Origin of the sequence: Sulfolobus sp. E5-1-F, assembly GCF_009601705.1 — an archaeon.
In the GTDB taxonomy this organism is placed as follows: domain Archaea; phylum Thermoproteota; class Thermoprotei_A; order Sulfolobales; family Sulfolobaceae; genus Saccharolobus.
The window spans coordinates 600,560-616,134 of record NZ_CP045687.1 but is presented as its reverse complement, the minus strand read 5'-3'; the positions used below and the strand labels follow the sequence as shown (position 1 = coordinate 616,134).

Sequence of the window (15,575 nt, the reverse complement as noted above, 5' to 3'; positions counted from 1 at the left end):
TAGACATAAAAATTAACAATATAGTTCAAAACTTGAACTATCATTGGCACTTATAATTCTTTTTACTAATCGATTAATTATGAGAAGATTATTTACATACGTAGTAAAACGAAACCTTACAAATCCTAACTTGATAGGTTGGGGAATACTCTTTATACTATTCTGGGGGATAATAGGAGCCTATCTCATGGCACCGGGCTTTATAAAACAAATTCCTAGCATTTACACTAAAATAATATATCAAAGTTACGTTGCGGTGTGGTATTCCGATTTAGTAATATTATCACTTAGCTCACTAGCTGTATCAATAGCTTTTACACTTTTTTATCAAAGTGGACCTTGCCATACTTGCTAAGATACAGCAAACTAAAAGCAAGCACATATATATTTTCCTTCTATCTAGGATTTTTAGTAATTGGACTAATAATTGAACTGCTAATGACAATTGTGATTCCATATATGTTTTCAAATAATGGTATAGGAATAACTACGCTTCCTTCACAAATTCCCATTCTGATTCCAATAATAATTCTCGGAAGCTTATTCTTTATATCATTCTCAACACTTCTAGTGTTAATTACAATCAAATTTAAGGGAATGAGAATCCAAAACCTAATTAGCTTTATACCTCTAATACTAGGCTTTATCTTCTATTCTCTATTAACATTTTCAGAATATCCAAGCAGTTTGGACTATATATCTCCATACTTGTCAATAATGCTTCTCCTATATTACGGATATACTGGAAATATACCACCAATAAACTTTCAAAATACACAAGAAAGTGTATCTCTTGAGACTATTATTTTATCCTCTATATTGTGGACTCTCGTGATAACTATCATAGATGTCATTATAATAAGAAGGATATACTACACCAATATAGAAGAGAGTAGACAACTCTAGAGAGTATCCCAAATACAAATAATTTAATAGAGATTTTTCTATTATAATATAGAATTAATCTTCTGCTAGTATAAAAATATTATTATATTTGATCTCTATCTTTCTTTCTATAATATTATATTTCCCTTTAGTAGACCAATCATGGGGAAAACAGAATTTTAACTACACTCTATACTACCCTTGTTTCCTAGCGTAGTCTCGGCAATTGTAGCGCTTTATTCATTGTTTCAAAAATAATGGTATTATGTTTTCTCGATTTCTGGTCAGTTATTACTTAACTTTTCGATTCGAGGGAAAATTTCTCAACAATTTATCTTACTTTTTCCGAATACTTGTCTATAAACATTCATATAGATTCATTAAATTAATTGTGTTTAGAACACTTTATAACACAAGTCCTTCAAACCTCTTCTTTACCTTTCTGGTAAGTAGTCTATCCTTCTGATGTTGTCAATTTTCTTCAGCATCCACTGAACTTTTATTGTCTAATCTAGATACTATCATCCTAAAAAGTTTTTAAGATACTTGTAGTTAGCGTTTACTTTTAAGAGTTTTGACATTATCCAACTAAAAAGATAATCCGATGTCTCTAGCTAAATCCTTTAGCCTCTTAGCTTCTTTTTTCATCTGTTCAACGAAAAGAGATTTAGGCTCTTTCCATTCATCGGGTGTAAATGCAAACAATTCTATGCGGGCCCTTAAATGCTTTCCAAGTTTTTCAAGCCTATCAATATACCTTAAGCCTTCAAAGTCCCGTGATATTATGACTAAATCTATGTCACTTGTTTCTAAGTAATCTCCTCTGGCCCTAGAACCTACTACGTATACATCTTCAATTTTAATTTCATTACTTATACGATTAATAAATTCCATTGCAACTTTTACCAATTCAACTTGACTTTTTAATGCAGATTTCGCTTTACCCATTCTATCACCTTTTCCGCTTTTTTCACTAATTCCTCAGCATCCTCTTTCATATATAACGAGTAAGGTAAAGTATTTGCTGCATCAGGATATCTAGAGATAGTGTAATGTAAAGTGAGTTTGCTTACTTCGCTCCTTATCTCCTCTACCGGCAATCCTATCTCCTCCTTTATTATATCTAGTAACTGGTTTAAATCATGCGTCCTCTCAATCTTTCCATTCTCGATTAAGAGTGCTTTTAGAGCTTTTTCAGCAGCTTGTTCCGCCCAAAAGGCTGAAGCGTAGTAATGACCAGTAGCAATAGTGTCTTTTGCAGTTGCCAAATCCTCTAAGGCTTGTCTAAACCATTTCTCTGCTTCCTCTCTCATCAGCTTAGATTAGCATCTAAACCTTTTAATCATAACTATTCTAACAAGAAGTGGGAGACGATGATTGAATACTATATCATATCAACAGAACACTCTTGCTATCATTTATTGACGCATAAATGTGGAAAGGTACAGAGGTTTAAGGAGGCTTGCTAAATTAATAGAAATCTCTTATTCCACCTTATCTAACATTGATTAGAGTAATTACGACTTGGGTGACAAATATTAAGTACTACATAAACTTGATGGTTTATCTCAAACTGTTAACCATGATTTTATCTCTTATTCTCGAAGAGAATAGTCAACTCTAGCGACAATATTCCTCATGATGATGCCCATCATGCGTTGATTACGTAGTTTCAATCAATTTATTATTAATCAGCTTCTCCAATGCAGTCTTACTTCAAGGCTCGTTCCGATATATGTTTTCACGTTATACCTCTGTAAAATCCTAAACCCTAGGGGACATAGTTCTCTCAACAACTACGGCATTAACACCTTTTATTAGTGACAGATTTTAACATATGAATACCTCTAGCCGAAGTAGCATTTAATGCTGATTCTCATACTCTTTTATTATTTTGTATTCCTTTCCATTTTATTTCATAAATTTAAGCAACATATCCTTCACTGGTCTTGAAACATAGCCATTCGTAGTTGGTATTGCAACTTTCGTATATACAATTTTCTTCTTTTATAGCATATAAAGCTAATATATAGCATGTTCACTTTCACCTTTTAGATGATTTGTTGGACGGTTGACATACTTATATAGAAAACATCTAATAAAGACGTAAAACCTGATATCTTAACTCTAAATTTTACCATTATCGCTACTTAGTTAGTTTCTTAAATATTTCTCCCCAGAACTGTTATTATTTTCATTTCAATAAATGATTAGACGCACAATTTCTGCTTGTGATATCTCTTAACTCTTAGTAGCCGAGTCCACAAACTACATTATCGCTCTCCATAATTATGTAGCCCCATAACGAAAGTCAGTATGGTAAATTTAGAACGACTTTAATTTAAAAGTTACATTTTAATGAAAATGAGTTAATTTTAAATAGGAGCTATTCCAAATTATGTATAGTGAGAAAATGAGTGAAGGAAGAATTCCACTAATAGGAGAGAAATTCCCTGAGATGGAAGTAATAACAACCTATGGTAAGATAAAATTACCAGACGATTTCAAAGGTAAATGGTTCGTCTTATTCAGTCACCCTGGTGACTTTACACCAGTATGCACTACAGAGTTCTATTCGTTTGCTAAAAAATACGAGGAATTCAAGAAGTTAAACACAGAGCTAATAGGACTTTCAGTAGATAGTAATATCTCTCATATTGAATGGGTAATGTGGATAGAGAAGAACCTAAAGGTTGAAGTTCCATTTCCAATAATTGCGGATCCAATGGGTAATGTAGCTAAGAGGCTAGGAATGATTCACGCAGAATCCTCTACAGCTACGGTTAGAGCGGTATTCATAGTTGACGATAAAGGAACTATTAGATTAATACTATACTATCCTATGGAGATTGGAAGGAATATCGATGAAATTTTAAGAGCTATCAGAGCATTACAATTGGTTGATAAAGCTGGAGTTGTTACGCCAGCAAACTGGCCTAATAATGAACTAATAGGAGATAAAGTAATAAATCCAGCACCTAGAACAATTAAAGATGCTAAAATGAGATTAGGTCAGCCCTTTGATTGGTGGTTTACTTATAAGGAAGTTAAAACAGCATAACGAGAATATATACATATTTTGCCTTAAAAATCATATTCTATTTTTACCCATTCTTTCAAACACGTTAGCAATTTTAAGTATCGTGTCCTCTTCAAAATACCTTCCTATTATCATTAGCCCAACTGGTAAACCATTTGAATATCCTACTGGTACATTCATGGCGGGATGACCGGTTACGTCAAAAGGTGCTGTATTATTTATCATTCCTAATGCCATCATGAAATACTCATCAAAGCTCGGTTCACTCCTATATCTCATTGCTTTCATTGGAGTCGTTGGCATTATCAAAGCGTCATATTTCCTTAACGCTTCATCATAGGCATCCCTTAACATTATTGATAAATTTCTAGCCTTGGCATAGTACCTATTATTATATCTCTTTATTAAGAAATAACCTAGCATTAATACGCCCTTTACGGTATTAGGAAGATCCCTGGATCTAGACTTCAAGGAGTTCCCAAAGAATTCTGCAATTTGTGTCTCAAAGAATCCCTTCCTACCCCACCCTACTCCGCTTCCCAATATCATAGTGGCTGTAGCACCCTCAATCGCAATTGGAGTCCATATATCCAATCCTAATCTATGGAAAGGTACCGAGATCTCTTCTACCTTAATCCCGTAATCTTCCAACTTCTTTGTAGAATCCAATACTAACTCATCAACATCCTTTTCTGAATTTGGCCAACTAAACCCTTCCTTAACTACGCCTACCCTCATACCCTTTACACTGCCATCAATAAGGTTCGAATAAGATTTAACCGGAGGTTGAGGTAAAGTGTCTGGCTGTCTAGGATCTAACCCGTCTCTTCCAGCTATTACCTCTAAAAGTAAAGCTACATCCTTTACTGTATTAGCCATAGGTCCTAAGTGATCTAATGTGGGCTCAATAGAGAAAGCACCAGTATATGGAACTAGCCCATAAGTTGGTTTGAGTCCATATATCCCAACCCACGAACTGGGAATTCTAATTGAACCACCTTGATCTCCTCCAATAGCCATGTCACAATATCCGGAGGCTACTGCTACAGCACTACCACTTGACGATCCTCCTGCCATATATTCTGGGTTTCTCGGATTTAGTACAGGCCAAGGATATGAAGTATGACTACCTCCTGAGAAACATAAATCCTCACATGTGGTCTTTGCTACGATTTCTCCACCCTCCTCCAAAATCCTTGAAACTACGGTAGCGTCCATATTTGGAACGAAACCTTCCAACAATCTAGATCCATTAAGCATTGGTAAACCAGCTACCATTATATTATCCTTAATGCAGATCCTCTTTCCCTTTAACTTACCCTCTTCCTTTCCTTTTATTGAAGTAATCCATACTAAAGCACCGTATGGGTTTTCTTCTTTCGTAGGTGGTCGACCAAATGTTCTCTGATACTTAACGTTTGGAACATAATCAAGCAATGAGTCTAACCTTTCATAGGATTCTAACTGAAGCTTTGCTAATGACAAAAAGGATTTTAATTCCTCATCATCTAAATCCAAACTAAATTGCTTAGATATTTCTCTTAATTCCTCTAAGGTAGGTAACTTAATTCCCATAAAATAATTTAGTAAAGCTACCTTATAAACAAAAGAGCAACTTGTTAAGCGGTTTGTGGTTATTAGGTTCAAAAGAACAGAAATTGAAGTATAAGTTTTCCCTTCCTTAGGTTTATTAATTACCTTCAGTGTTAATCTTTAAATATCTACTTAAAATGAGAGTAGTTTTTCATCAGCATTTGTATATATCATCTCTACCTCAGAGAAATTCTAAATTCTTGAAGTACTTTACGTAAATTTACTTCAAATCCCTTAAACCTTAATAATAACGTAAATTCTCACCGAAGAGATTTAAGTAATCGTAAATACTTCAAGCATGCATAATATAAATACACTCTTATATTGGAAAAATTAAAACGTTACATACTATACGTCATTTTCAAGAAACTACTATCCTTTCAATCCCAATTCTCTAACAATCTCTATTTGTATCGTTTCTACGTTACTTCAACCGACTGATTCTATGCATCATTTCTCCAAACGCTTTAGCTTTAATTTCTCCAGAAACACCAAAGACTTTTCTGTACTCACTATTCCGGATAGAATACCAAACATTAAACTACGTCCTTTGTTAGTGAAATAGCTTCATCTTCAAGTGTGAATACATTATAACTAACGCTAACCAGAAGTCTCCTCTTGAGCTATGTTGAAAATTTATTATTGACATTCGAAAAAACTACAGGTTTTTACAAGTATCCCTTTTCCAGTCAAGTTCCTATTGCTTTCTTGATCCCTATGGGAAGTTCATATCCTTCCCTAACACTAATCTCTACATAGCCGAGAACTCTATTTGCTTAAGATTTGGATACTATTAGAGCCTTAGTAGTTTCTTATAGTCTAAGATCCATTAACTTCTATACATTCTCTATAATCAAATTCTCTACTTATTGCTCTAAATTTTCCTTCTGCTACTAACCTAATCTGGGCACCATAATATCACTTGGCATTCCTACTCATTCCGTACATTAGCCCTTTAATCGTTAGGTTAAATCTGCATCACCAAAGATTTTCATAGGTTTTCTTTAACTATATTAATCAAACTTAACTTCCTCTCTATTTTTAATTGACTTTACCTTAGTTATATAAATTATGGTTTTAAGTTAATGTTTAAGAATTATCTGTATCTTCTTGTAGTTGCTTTAAAACTTCTATAAAATGAAACGATATGATGTTGCAAACCATATAATAATTTTTTTTAATCTTTTTGATAATCCATCAAAGATAAGCTTATAAAGTTAGAAATATATTCCCATTTAGAGAAGTATGTATATACAACCCTTAAACCCAACTGGTAACGTAGGTCTAACTATTCTAGCATCCTTAACGCCAATAATAGTACTACTGGTGTTGTTGGCTGGGCTAAGAATAACTGCGTGGTTAGCTACGCTAATAGGTTCAATAATAACTATTTTGGTTGCAACGTTTGTATGGGGGGCTCCTATAGTACAAGTAAGTTATGCATGGCTCATAGGAGCATTAGTAGGAACTTGGGCAATATCTTGGATAGTGTTTTGGGGGCTAACAATTTATAATACGTTAGTGTTAACTGGAAAATTCGATGCGTTTAGGGATTGGATAGTGAGAAACTCTACTAATGACGCTAGAGTTCAAGCTATCGTATTAGCATGGTCATTAGGAGCATTATTTGAGGGATTAGTAGGATTTGGATATCCTTGGGCATTTATTGCTCCATTATTAATATATTTAGGTTTTGATGATCTAAAAGCTCTTCAGGTTTCAGCATTAGCTAATAATGCACCAGTATCCTATGGTGCATTAGGAACACCAATTGTCATATTGGCATCAGTTACCGGTTTACCACTACTTTTTGTATCATCTTCAGTGGCAAAGATAGTAGCAATTTTAGCTCTATTACCACCTTGGATATTATTATACTTAGTTGATAAATGGAGAGGGATAAAGGAAGCATGGCCAATAGCCATACTCGGCTCATTGTCCTATATCTTAGGTCAATATCCAATAGCCAGTTTTGTTGGTCCTTATTTGCCTGACATTACGGGGTCATTAGTATCTTTTGTAATATTGCTTTTATTCTTAAGAGTGTGGAGACCTAAAAGAGTGCTAAGCTTAAGAAGTCTTCAGCCTAATGGTGGGAATAGTAAGAAATACTCGACAAAAGACGTTATCGAAGCGTTATCAGCTTTCATAATATTAATAATAGTTGTAACTCTATGGACGGGTCCATGGTCACCATTGACTAAATTTTCACTAGTCACCTTATCTCAGCCAGCTTACTCTTCACTTCTTCATAAGAACGTGGCAGTAAGATTTGCCTTTAATCCTTTCGTAGCAGGTACATCAATTATGGTATCATGGATAATCATTTCCCTAGTTTTAAGGGCCTCGCCAAAAATTATGGGAGAATCAATAAAGAGGTCTTTTCATCAATACTGGGGAGGGATACTAACTGGTGTTTTCGTAGTTGGACTCGCATATGTTTTTAATTTCAGCGGAATGGCTTACTCATTAGCCTGGAAAGCTAGTGATCTAGGAATAGCATTTATAATAGTATCACCCTTATTTGGATGGATTGGATGTGCACTGTCTGGAAGCAATACTTCGACTAACGCCCTTTTTGGAGCTTTCCAAGTAGCTACTGCACGTTTAGTGGGATTGCCAGTGGGATTACCGCCTGCTTTAAACTCTGTTGGTGCTGAGTTAGGTAAACCAGTCGCTCCGCAGACTGCAAGTGCAGGGGTATCAACAACAAAATATGTGCGAAAAGAGGGAATAGTAATTAGGAAAAACTTACCTTGGGCTATAGGTATATTGATATATCTAATACTTATAGGAGCGCTCTATGCTTTCTTGGCTCCATCTCTATTTGTACCTTAGTGCCTATAGAATATCTCCCTTTTTCTTTGCTATTAAGTTAACTTCTAATGTTTTTACATATCTAGAATTGTTTAACTCGTTAGTTCTGCCGAAGTTTCAAGCAAAAACTAAAAAGGTAAAATTCCCCTTAGCTTTTAAGGTATGCTTGGATATTATTCATAAGATTTTCGTTTATATACGAAAATTTAGTTATCTACACTATTAATCCACTGAACTATATATGATAATAACAACATATTTTTAAATTTAATTTCCATATATAGTGCAACTAGCTAGGCTAAAGAATTATATTTTTAACGTGATTACTTGCATTTTATGCAAGGAGATTTGATTATAGTTAGTTAAATTTCTAATAAATATAGGCTAATTTTAGAAACAAAAGTTAAAACCATTTTTTACGTATAGAATGAATGATGAGCAATAAGTGGTTTGAAAAAGGATGGTTTAGGTGGATGTTAGTAGTAGCAGCTACTATTTCGATGGCCCTTGTCAGTATATATGAATACTCATGGACATTATATACAGTACCATTAGGTAAAGTGTTTCATGTAGCTCCAGGGTCACCTGCACTAGGACTTACCTATACAATCTATATTATTGTCCAAGCTCTATCAATGTTTGTTGCAGGCAGGATAGCCGATAGGTATGGTCCTAGACTAATTTCCATGTTAGGTGGGATAATCACTGGCATTGGATACATTACCTCAGCTTTCGCTAATTCACTACCACTACTATATCTTACCTATGGTTTCGGGAGTATAGGATAGGTATAATATACGGCACTGCAGTTAGCACTGCTGTCAGATGGTTCCCAGATAAAAGAGGTCTAGCAACTGGTATTATAGAAATAGGTTTTGGTGGTGGTGCGTTTGCATTATCCCCTTTAATACAATATATTATCACCTCAATTAGTTACAATGCTGCATTTGTTTATATGGGAATTGTCCAATTAATAGTTATTACTCTGTTAGCGTTTTTCTTTGCCTATCCTCCTCCCCAATGGTTACCTAAGGGATTTAATGCAGAGGAATATGAGAGAAAACGTAAGATGATAAAGAGGAGTAAAAATGATTTTAGTGTATCACAAATGGTTAAAACGTGGCAATGGTGGGTAATTTACATGGCGTTTTTCCTTATTGCAGGATCTGGTTTATCGATAATTGGTCATCTAATACCTTACGGTAGATCTCTTGGATTTAGTATAGCCTCAGTAATTGCTGTGTTCTTATTTCCCTTCGCTAATGGTTTAGGAAGATTTGTGATGGGTACGGTATCTGATTACTTAGGTAGACCATATACTATGACGCTCTCTTTTGGAATTAGCGGTATTTCTATGCTTTCAGTAGCATTCATACCAAAAATTGCACCATTATATCTTGCCTTGATTTTCATCACTGCATTCACATGGGGTCCACTATTTTCCTTATTCCCTCCGCTAGTAGGTGATTATTATGGACCTAAGTACTCTGGATCTAATTACGGATTGACCTATACTGCAAAAGCATTAGCTGGTATATTTGCAGGATACGGTGCATCAATACTATTCACCTCATATGGCATAAAAGAGACATTAGTCATAACTGGTTTAATGGCCATAATAGCTGCAATCCTAGCCTTAACCCTACGACCGCCAAAGCTAACTACTGCACAGATTGCATCTGCTGAAAGTCAAAAACCAAATAATTTGTAGTGATAAACATTTTTTATTGTAATTTTTATTATTTTTTATTTTCTAAAAAATTTCTTAATAGTCAAGTCAAACTTTCTTCCCCAGAAGTTGCATATTTTACAAAACATAACAGAAACAACCTAATGTGTTGCAAAACCTTATATACGTAAATTAATATAGTTACAAATCAATCTATATATAATAGATTACGAAATATTCTCATATGGGAGTAAAGGATGAAGTGAAGTATGTAGAGATAGTATATAGAGGTATATTCCAGAAAAGATTAGCTAAGTATATTGCAGAGGGGATCGTGTACACTGCCAGGGAAATGGGTAGGCCAGCGTTATCTTTTGGAAGATATGGAGATTCCCCAGAAAGGAACGGAGTGCCGGCAAAATACTATGTTGGAATAGGTGATAACGTAAATGAGGAAGATCTAATAGGATACTCCACAAGAGTGGAACCAGATCTAGTAGATGCCATTATAGTACTTGACGATACCCTATTAAAGGGTGTCGAATCATGGGCATGGCAAGGAGTACAACCAATTAACCTTAAACTGAAAAGCAACGGAACAATGTTAGTAACTTCTACTAAGAGAATTAATGAGTTGTTAAAAATGATACCTAAAAAAGACTTCAATTGGACTCTAGGAGTAGTAAACACTCAACCATCATTTTCTGGATTATGGGCATTTAAGGACGACTTAACGATGGAGAAAGTCTGGGGAGGATTGGCAAAGTTAAGACCAGATATCATTGATTTAGATCATCTAATTAAATATGTAAGTAAAAAACAAGATGCTGACAAGAGAATATCTACGGTGAAAGAAGCGTATTCATCAGTAGATTATAGAACTGTGATGAAAGGTGAGGGAATTGATTTCGTGTATAATCCACCTAGATTATTAACATGGCAAGAGATGTTGGAAGGTACAGTAATACCAGCAGTTCCTAGAGGAAAGAGAAACGAACTCTTCAAGAGAGGAACCACTAAATTTGAAAGACCTACAGTAGATTTCGATATTTGTATCAAATGTAAGTTATGCTGGATATACTGCCCTGACGAATGTTTTGATGAAACGCCAGATGGATATTACGATATAGCGTATGATTACTGTGTTGGCTGTGGCATATGTGCAGATGTATGCCCCGTTAAGGATTGTATAGTAATGGTAGATGAATCGATGTTCACAGATTACAGAAGACCATATGAAATGTGGAAGGAGAACAAGATAAAGTACAAGGAATGGTTAAAGAGTGTAAGGCAAGCTAGAAAAGAAAGGGTTTACGTACCGGGGTTAGGGAGATGACAGAGGTCAAGAAATTAGTAGAAAAAGAGGTATTAATGAATGGAACACAAGCTGTTGCTTATGCTGCAATGTATGCGGATGTAGATGTAGTTGCAGCTTATCCAATTAGACCATATACTGAAGTTATGGATACGATCTCCAAATTAATAGCAGATGGTGAATTGGATGCAGAGTTCATAGTTGCTGAAGGAGAACACGGACAGTTTGAAACTGTGAAGCATGCCTCGTTAGTTGGAGCTAGGACTTTAGTGGGAAGTAGTGGAGTTGGATGGCTTTACGGAATGGAGGCAATAGTAGTTACGGCTACAGATCGTGCTCCAGTAGTGGCAATAATAGGGAATAGGGCTCTAGATGATCCTGGAGCTTATGGAGTTGAACACAATGATGCATTAATGGTAAGGGATGTGGGTTGGTTATTGGTATGGGTGGACACTGCTCAAGAGGCTTTCGATACTACGTTAATAGCTTATAGGGTAGCAGAGGATCAAAGAGTATTACTACCCTTAGGTATATCTATGGACGGTGGATTTCTAACACACTCAGAACAGATAGTGAGATTGCCTCCAAAGGAGCTAGTTAAGAACTTCTTACCACCATATAATAGAGGTAAATATTTGGTTCATCCTGACAATCCAATTACTGTAGCTCCTCAAGTCAACGAGGATTGGGTTATGGAAATCAGAAGGCAACATGAAGAGGCTATGGAAAGGGCTAGGAATGTAATAGTAGAAGCCTATGAGGAATTTAAAAAGGTGTTCGGGAGATATCCTGGTTCCACTAATGAAATAAAAATGCCGGAGAACCCATTTGTAGAACCGTATATGATTGATGATGCTGAGGTGGTGTTAATTGGAATGGGAACAGTTTCTAAACCAATGAAGGTCGCGATAAAGAATATGAGACGACAAGGCTATAAGGTGGGAATGTTAAGGATTAGATGGTTCAGGCCATTCCCAACACAAGATGTCATTAAGTATTTAGCAAATTCTAGAGTAGTGTGTGTTGTTGATAGGGATTACTCAATGGGATCGCCAAACAGAGGAGGAGTCATTTATCATGAAATTAGATCTTCACTATATGATGTAGATCAGAGACCTAAGGTCATAAGTTTTATAGGAGGATTGGGTGGGAGGGAAATAACTATTCAAGATGTGGAGAAGATAATTAAGATAGGTTATGAACATAGGGATACTCCCGTAACAAAACCAGTTTATTGGGTCGGGGTCAGAGGAGACCCCTGGTAAAATTGGAGGTGATCTCGTATGGTTGAAAAGGAAATAGAAGAAAAAGTGTATAAGTCAATAATTAAGACAATAAAAGATACACCATTAGAGGAGTTCTATACATCAGGCCATAGGACTTGCCAAGGATGTGAGTCCGCACTAGTTATGAGATTTTTAGCTAAAGCTGCTGGGCAAAGGACAATAGTTATAGGAGCCACGGGATGCATGTATGTAGCAAATACTACATATTATAGCACGTCATGGATAGTTCCCTGGGTTCACACACAATTGGGAGGATCTGGTGCAGCCGCATTAGGTACTGCTGCCGCATTAAGAGCGTTAATGAGAAAAGGAAAAATAAAGCAAGAACCTATAAATGTGATCGCCTTCTGTGGAGATCTAGGATGTGCAGATATGGGTTTGTCTGGTGTTTCAAACGCAATGACGTACGATTATAATTTACTCATAATACTATATGATAATGAATCTTCAGCTAACACTGATATACAAGAGACTAGCATGACACCTTTTGGAGCACAGACCTCATTTAGTAGGCCTGGTAAACAAAGAAGGATAATGAAGAAGAGATGGAAGAAGAGCGTAGTCCCAATGATAATAGCTGGACATAGGAATATTAGATACGCCGCTACTATGACACCGGCGTATCCTTTGGATTCCATAAATAAGATTAGAAAGGCATTAGCAATAGGTGGACCAACATTCATTCACTCCTTAGACCCATGCCCGAAAGGATGGGATTACGATCCAAGGTTCTCTCATGAACTGGGAGTATTAGCAGCCGAAACAGGGTTATGGCCCTTATATGAGTATATTGATGGTGAGATAGTTTACAATGAGCCTACAAAGAGTATAGTAGAGGGTAGAATGAAGAGAAAACCAGTAAAAGAATACTTAGAAAAGCAAGGAAGATTTTCACACTTTACGGAAGAAGACATAGAATATGTACAAAGGATGGTTGACGAGATGTATGAAGAATGGGAAATACCTGGGGTAATGCCGATAAAGTCTTTAAATGTTAAGATAAGCGATAGATAATAAAGAGAAAGAGAAAAGGGATATATCTTCTTTTTTTCCTTCCACTTCTTATTTTCTCATAGCAATACTGAAGGGTCTATTTTATATCTCTCAATTATTCTTGAAATGGAAACAGTCTTAATTCCCTTAATATTGTACAATTTATTTGCTATAAATTGATGTGCACTCGCATCGTCTTTAAAGATCATATGCACATGTAATCTAGGTCCATTATCTAAACCATATATTCTCACTACCTCCGGTATTTCACCTAATTCTTGAGCGACCTTTTTTATGGAATATGGTACTGTTTCTATTTCCATAACTAATGAGACGTTTAACCCTAGATTCACTCTGTCTATTATTGCTACATATCCCTTTATTATCTGGGCATCTTCCAATCTCTTAATCCTATACCTTACAGTACTTATAGGTATTCCCAGTTCGTCCGATAGCTCTTTTAAACTCTTTTTAGCATTATAACGTAAAATATCGAGTATTTTCTCATCAATATCATCAAGTCTTATTATATTAACTCCCATCAATATACATTATACATTATCAAACATATAAGGATTATTGTAAAAATTACAAAGTTATCCGCTGATTTATTGCATAAATCAAAGTTATATCTTCTTATAGTTAACAGTTTTGCAAATTCAAGAAAGTAGAGAATTATCAAAGTTTTAAATATTTATCACTTTTTAGTTGATAATTAAAAAACATTACAGCAGTTATGAGATTTTAACGTAGTTTAAAGATTTTCATTAGTCCCACTATCCCTCCTAAATGCCTTTCAACGAACCTCAACAATTCCTCAACGCTCCTTAAGTTAAGGGAGGCCAATAGCTCCCTAACAGCGTTAACGAGCATCACGAAGAGGAGGACATAACCTTGAAGCCTAACCCTCTTGAAGAAAGAGGTATCTTGAAGACCTAGAACCTTAATGTCCCTGTGAAACTTCTCGATCTCCCACCTTATCCTCCAAGTCTCCTCAACCTCTTCCTTGCTAAGGGATAGGTCAGTAGTATAGAGGTTCCTCCTGCCGTAATCTTTATATTCCTCGACGAACAACTTAACAGTAATAACTTTGTCCTTCAGGGTCAAGTCGACCAAATAACTTCCAGGGGGTAGATCGCCCACGTGAAGGTGACCCTCCACCTCATCATGGGTCCCCTGGATTGACTTGACTCTGAGGACTCTCCTATTGGACTTCAGTTCAGACACTACCTTGTCAGTTACGAGCTCACTCGACCAATACCAAGAGTCGAAGACGACTCTCATCACTTGAAACTTCTCTCTTAGCAGCTTCATTAATGCAGAGGCCATCTGGATCTTGGTTTGGAACTCCTTCACCATTCCCCTCTCGTACATTTCTCTAGTAGCGTAGGGGAAGGCTCCTATCATGTAAGCTTTCTTGGTGTTCAGATCGTAGATTGCGATTGTTAGTAATTGGACTCCGGATTCGAATCTCTTGTGTGCTTGACACCACATGATGTAGTTTCCTTGTCCGCTCGCTCTGTTTCTAGCTCTAGCGTATTCCTTGTGGTCGAACGTGTCGTCGATTATGATTACTACTGGTCCTTTGATTAGTTCTCTTAATTTGTCTAGGTAGTTCGTCCACGCTTTTCCACTTCCTCTAACGCTTTGAGTAGGTTGTAATCTAGGTTGAACGTTTCTGAGATGTTCTTCACGCTAGCTCTATCGCTTATGAATGCGATTAAGGCTAGTGCGATAGCGACCTTTTTTGTTAGTCCTTGCATCCTTAGTGTTCCTACTACGAAATTGATGGTGTTTACGAGTTCTGCCTTAGCTCTACCTACCAAGTCCTTGATCTCGTTTTTCATACCTTTTAATGAAATGACCTAGAATGTTAAAAACTTTCTAGGTAGTACCGTGGACTCGGTACTACTAAGGGAAAATATGATAACTGCTGAAACATTAGATTATAGAGAATAGTTTATAGAAATATAAGTT

General features: G+C 36.0%; 11 protein-coding genes and 2 pseudogenes. 8 read left to right on the top strand and 5 right to left on the bottom strand.

Annotated elements, in window-relative coordinates; translation table 11 throughout:
• Positions 1-79 precede the first annotated feature (79 nt).
• The gene (locus tag GFS03_RS13280; protein ID WP_153422509.1) at positions 80-355 is read left to right on the top strand and encodes a hypothetical protein; all 276 of its coding nucleotides are present in this window, start codon (positions 80-82) and stop codon (positions 353-355) included.
• On the top strand, positions 349-906 hold the full coding sequence (locus tag GFS03_RS13455; RefSeq protein ID WP_238699160.1) for a hypothetical protein: 558 nt from the start codon (positions 349-351) through the stop codon (positions 904-906). Before GFS03_RS13280 ends, GFS03_RS13455 begins: the two co-directional genes overlap by 7 nt.
• Positions 907-1,473: 567 nt before the next feature.
• On the opposite strand, the gene GFS03_RS03310 is transcribed toward GFS03_RS13455, so the two are convergent.
• Together GFS03_RS03310 and GFS03_RS03305 are read right to left on the bottom strand one after the other, a co-directional pair.
• Positions 1,474-1,833, bottom strand: coding sequence for a nucleotidyltransferase domain-containing protein (locus GFS03_RS03310; RefSeq protein ID WP_153422508.1), 360 nt, complete (start codon positions 1,831-1,833; stop codon positions 1,474-1,476).
• Entirely contained in the window at positions 1,809-2,198 is a 390-nt protein-coding gene (locus GFS03_RS03305) for a HEPN domain-containing protein (protein WP_153422507.1), read from the bottom strand. Before GFS03_RS03305 ends, GFS03_RS03310 begins: the two co-directional genes overlap by 25 nt.
• Before the next feature lie 1,100 nt (positions 2,199-3,298).
• Between GFS03_RS03305 and GFS03_RS03300 the strand changes: the two genes are divergently transcribed.
• Entirely contained in the window at positions 3,299-3,946 is a 648-nt protein-coding gene (locus GFS03_RS03300; RefSeq protein ID WP_153424533.1) for a peroxiredoxin, read from the top strand.
• Positions 3,947-3,976: 30 nt separating this feature from the next.
• Here the strand turns inward: GFS03_RS03300 and GFS03_RS03295 are convergent, their stop codons facing one another.
• Positions 3,977-5,500 (bottom strand): amidase, encoded by a 1,524-nt coding sequence (locus GFS03_RS03295; protein WP_153422506.1) that lies wholly within the window; start codon positions 5,498-5,500, stop codon positions 3,977-3,979.
• Between the two features lie 1,263 nt (positions 5,501-6,763).
• Here GFS03_RS03295 and GFS03_RS03290 point away from each other — a divergent pair.
• The 5 genes and pseudogenes from GFS03_RS03290 to GFS03_RS03270 all read left to right on the top strand — a co-directional run bounded on the left by GFS03_RS03290 (position 6,764) and on the right by GFS03_RS03270 (position 13,619).
• Positions 6,764-8,356 carry an L-lactate permease gene (locus GFS03_RS03290; protein ID WP_153422505.1) on the top strand — a complete coding sequence of 531 codons (1,593 nt, stop codon included), beginning with the start codon at positions 6,764-6,766 and terminating at the stop codon, positions 8,354-8,356.
• 410 nt (positions 8,357-8,766) lie between these two features.
• Positions 8,767-10,046, top strand: a pseudogene (locus GFS03_RS03285) (MFS transporter).
• Between the two features lie 202 nt (positions 10,047-10,248).
• Entirely contained in the window at positions 10,249-11,340 is a 1,092-nt protein-coding gene (locus GFS03_RS03280) for a 4Fe-4S dicluster-binding protein (protein WP_153422504.1), read from the top strand.
• Positions 11,337-12,584, top strand: a complete 1,248-nt coding sequence (locus GFS03_RS03275) for a pyruvate ferredoxin oxidoreductase (RefSeq protein ID WP_153422503.1) — start codon at positions 11,337-11,339, stop codon at positions 12,582-12,584. Before GFS03_RS03280 ends, GFS03_RS03275 begins: the two co-directional genes overlap by 4 nt.
• An 18-nt stretch (positions 12,585-12,602) precedes the next feature.
• On the top strand, positions 12,603-13,619 hold the full coding sequence (locus GFS03_RS03270) for a thiamine pyrophosphate-dependent enzyme (protein WP_153422502.1): 1,017 nt from the start codon (positions 12,603-12,605) through the stop codon (positions 13,617-13,619).
• 56 nt (positions 13,620-13,675) lie between these two features.
• Here the strand turns inward: GFS03_RS03270 and GFS03_RS03265 are convergent, their stop codons facing one another.
• On the bottom strand, positions 13,676-14,140 hold the full coding sequence (locus GFS03_RS03265) for an Lrp/AsnC family transcriptional regulator (RefSeq protein WP_153422501.1): 465 nt from the start codon (positions 14,138-14,140) through the stop codon (positions 13,676-13,678).
• 202 nt (positions 14,141-14,342) lie between these two features.
• A pseudogene (locus GFS03_RS03260) lies at positions 14,343-15,445 on the bottom strand (IS701 family transposase).
• Between the last annotated feature and the right edge of the window lie 130 nt (positions 15,446-15,575).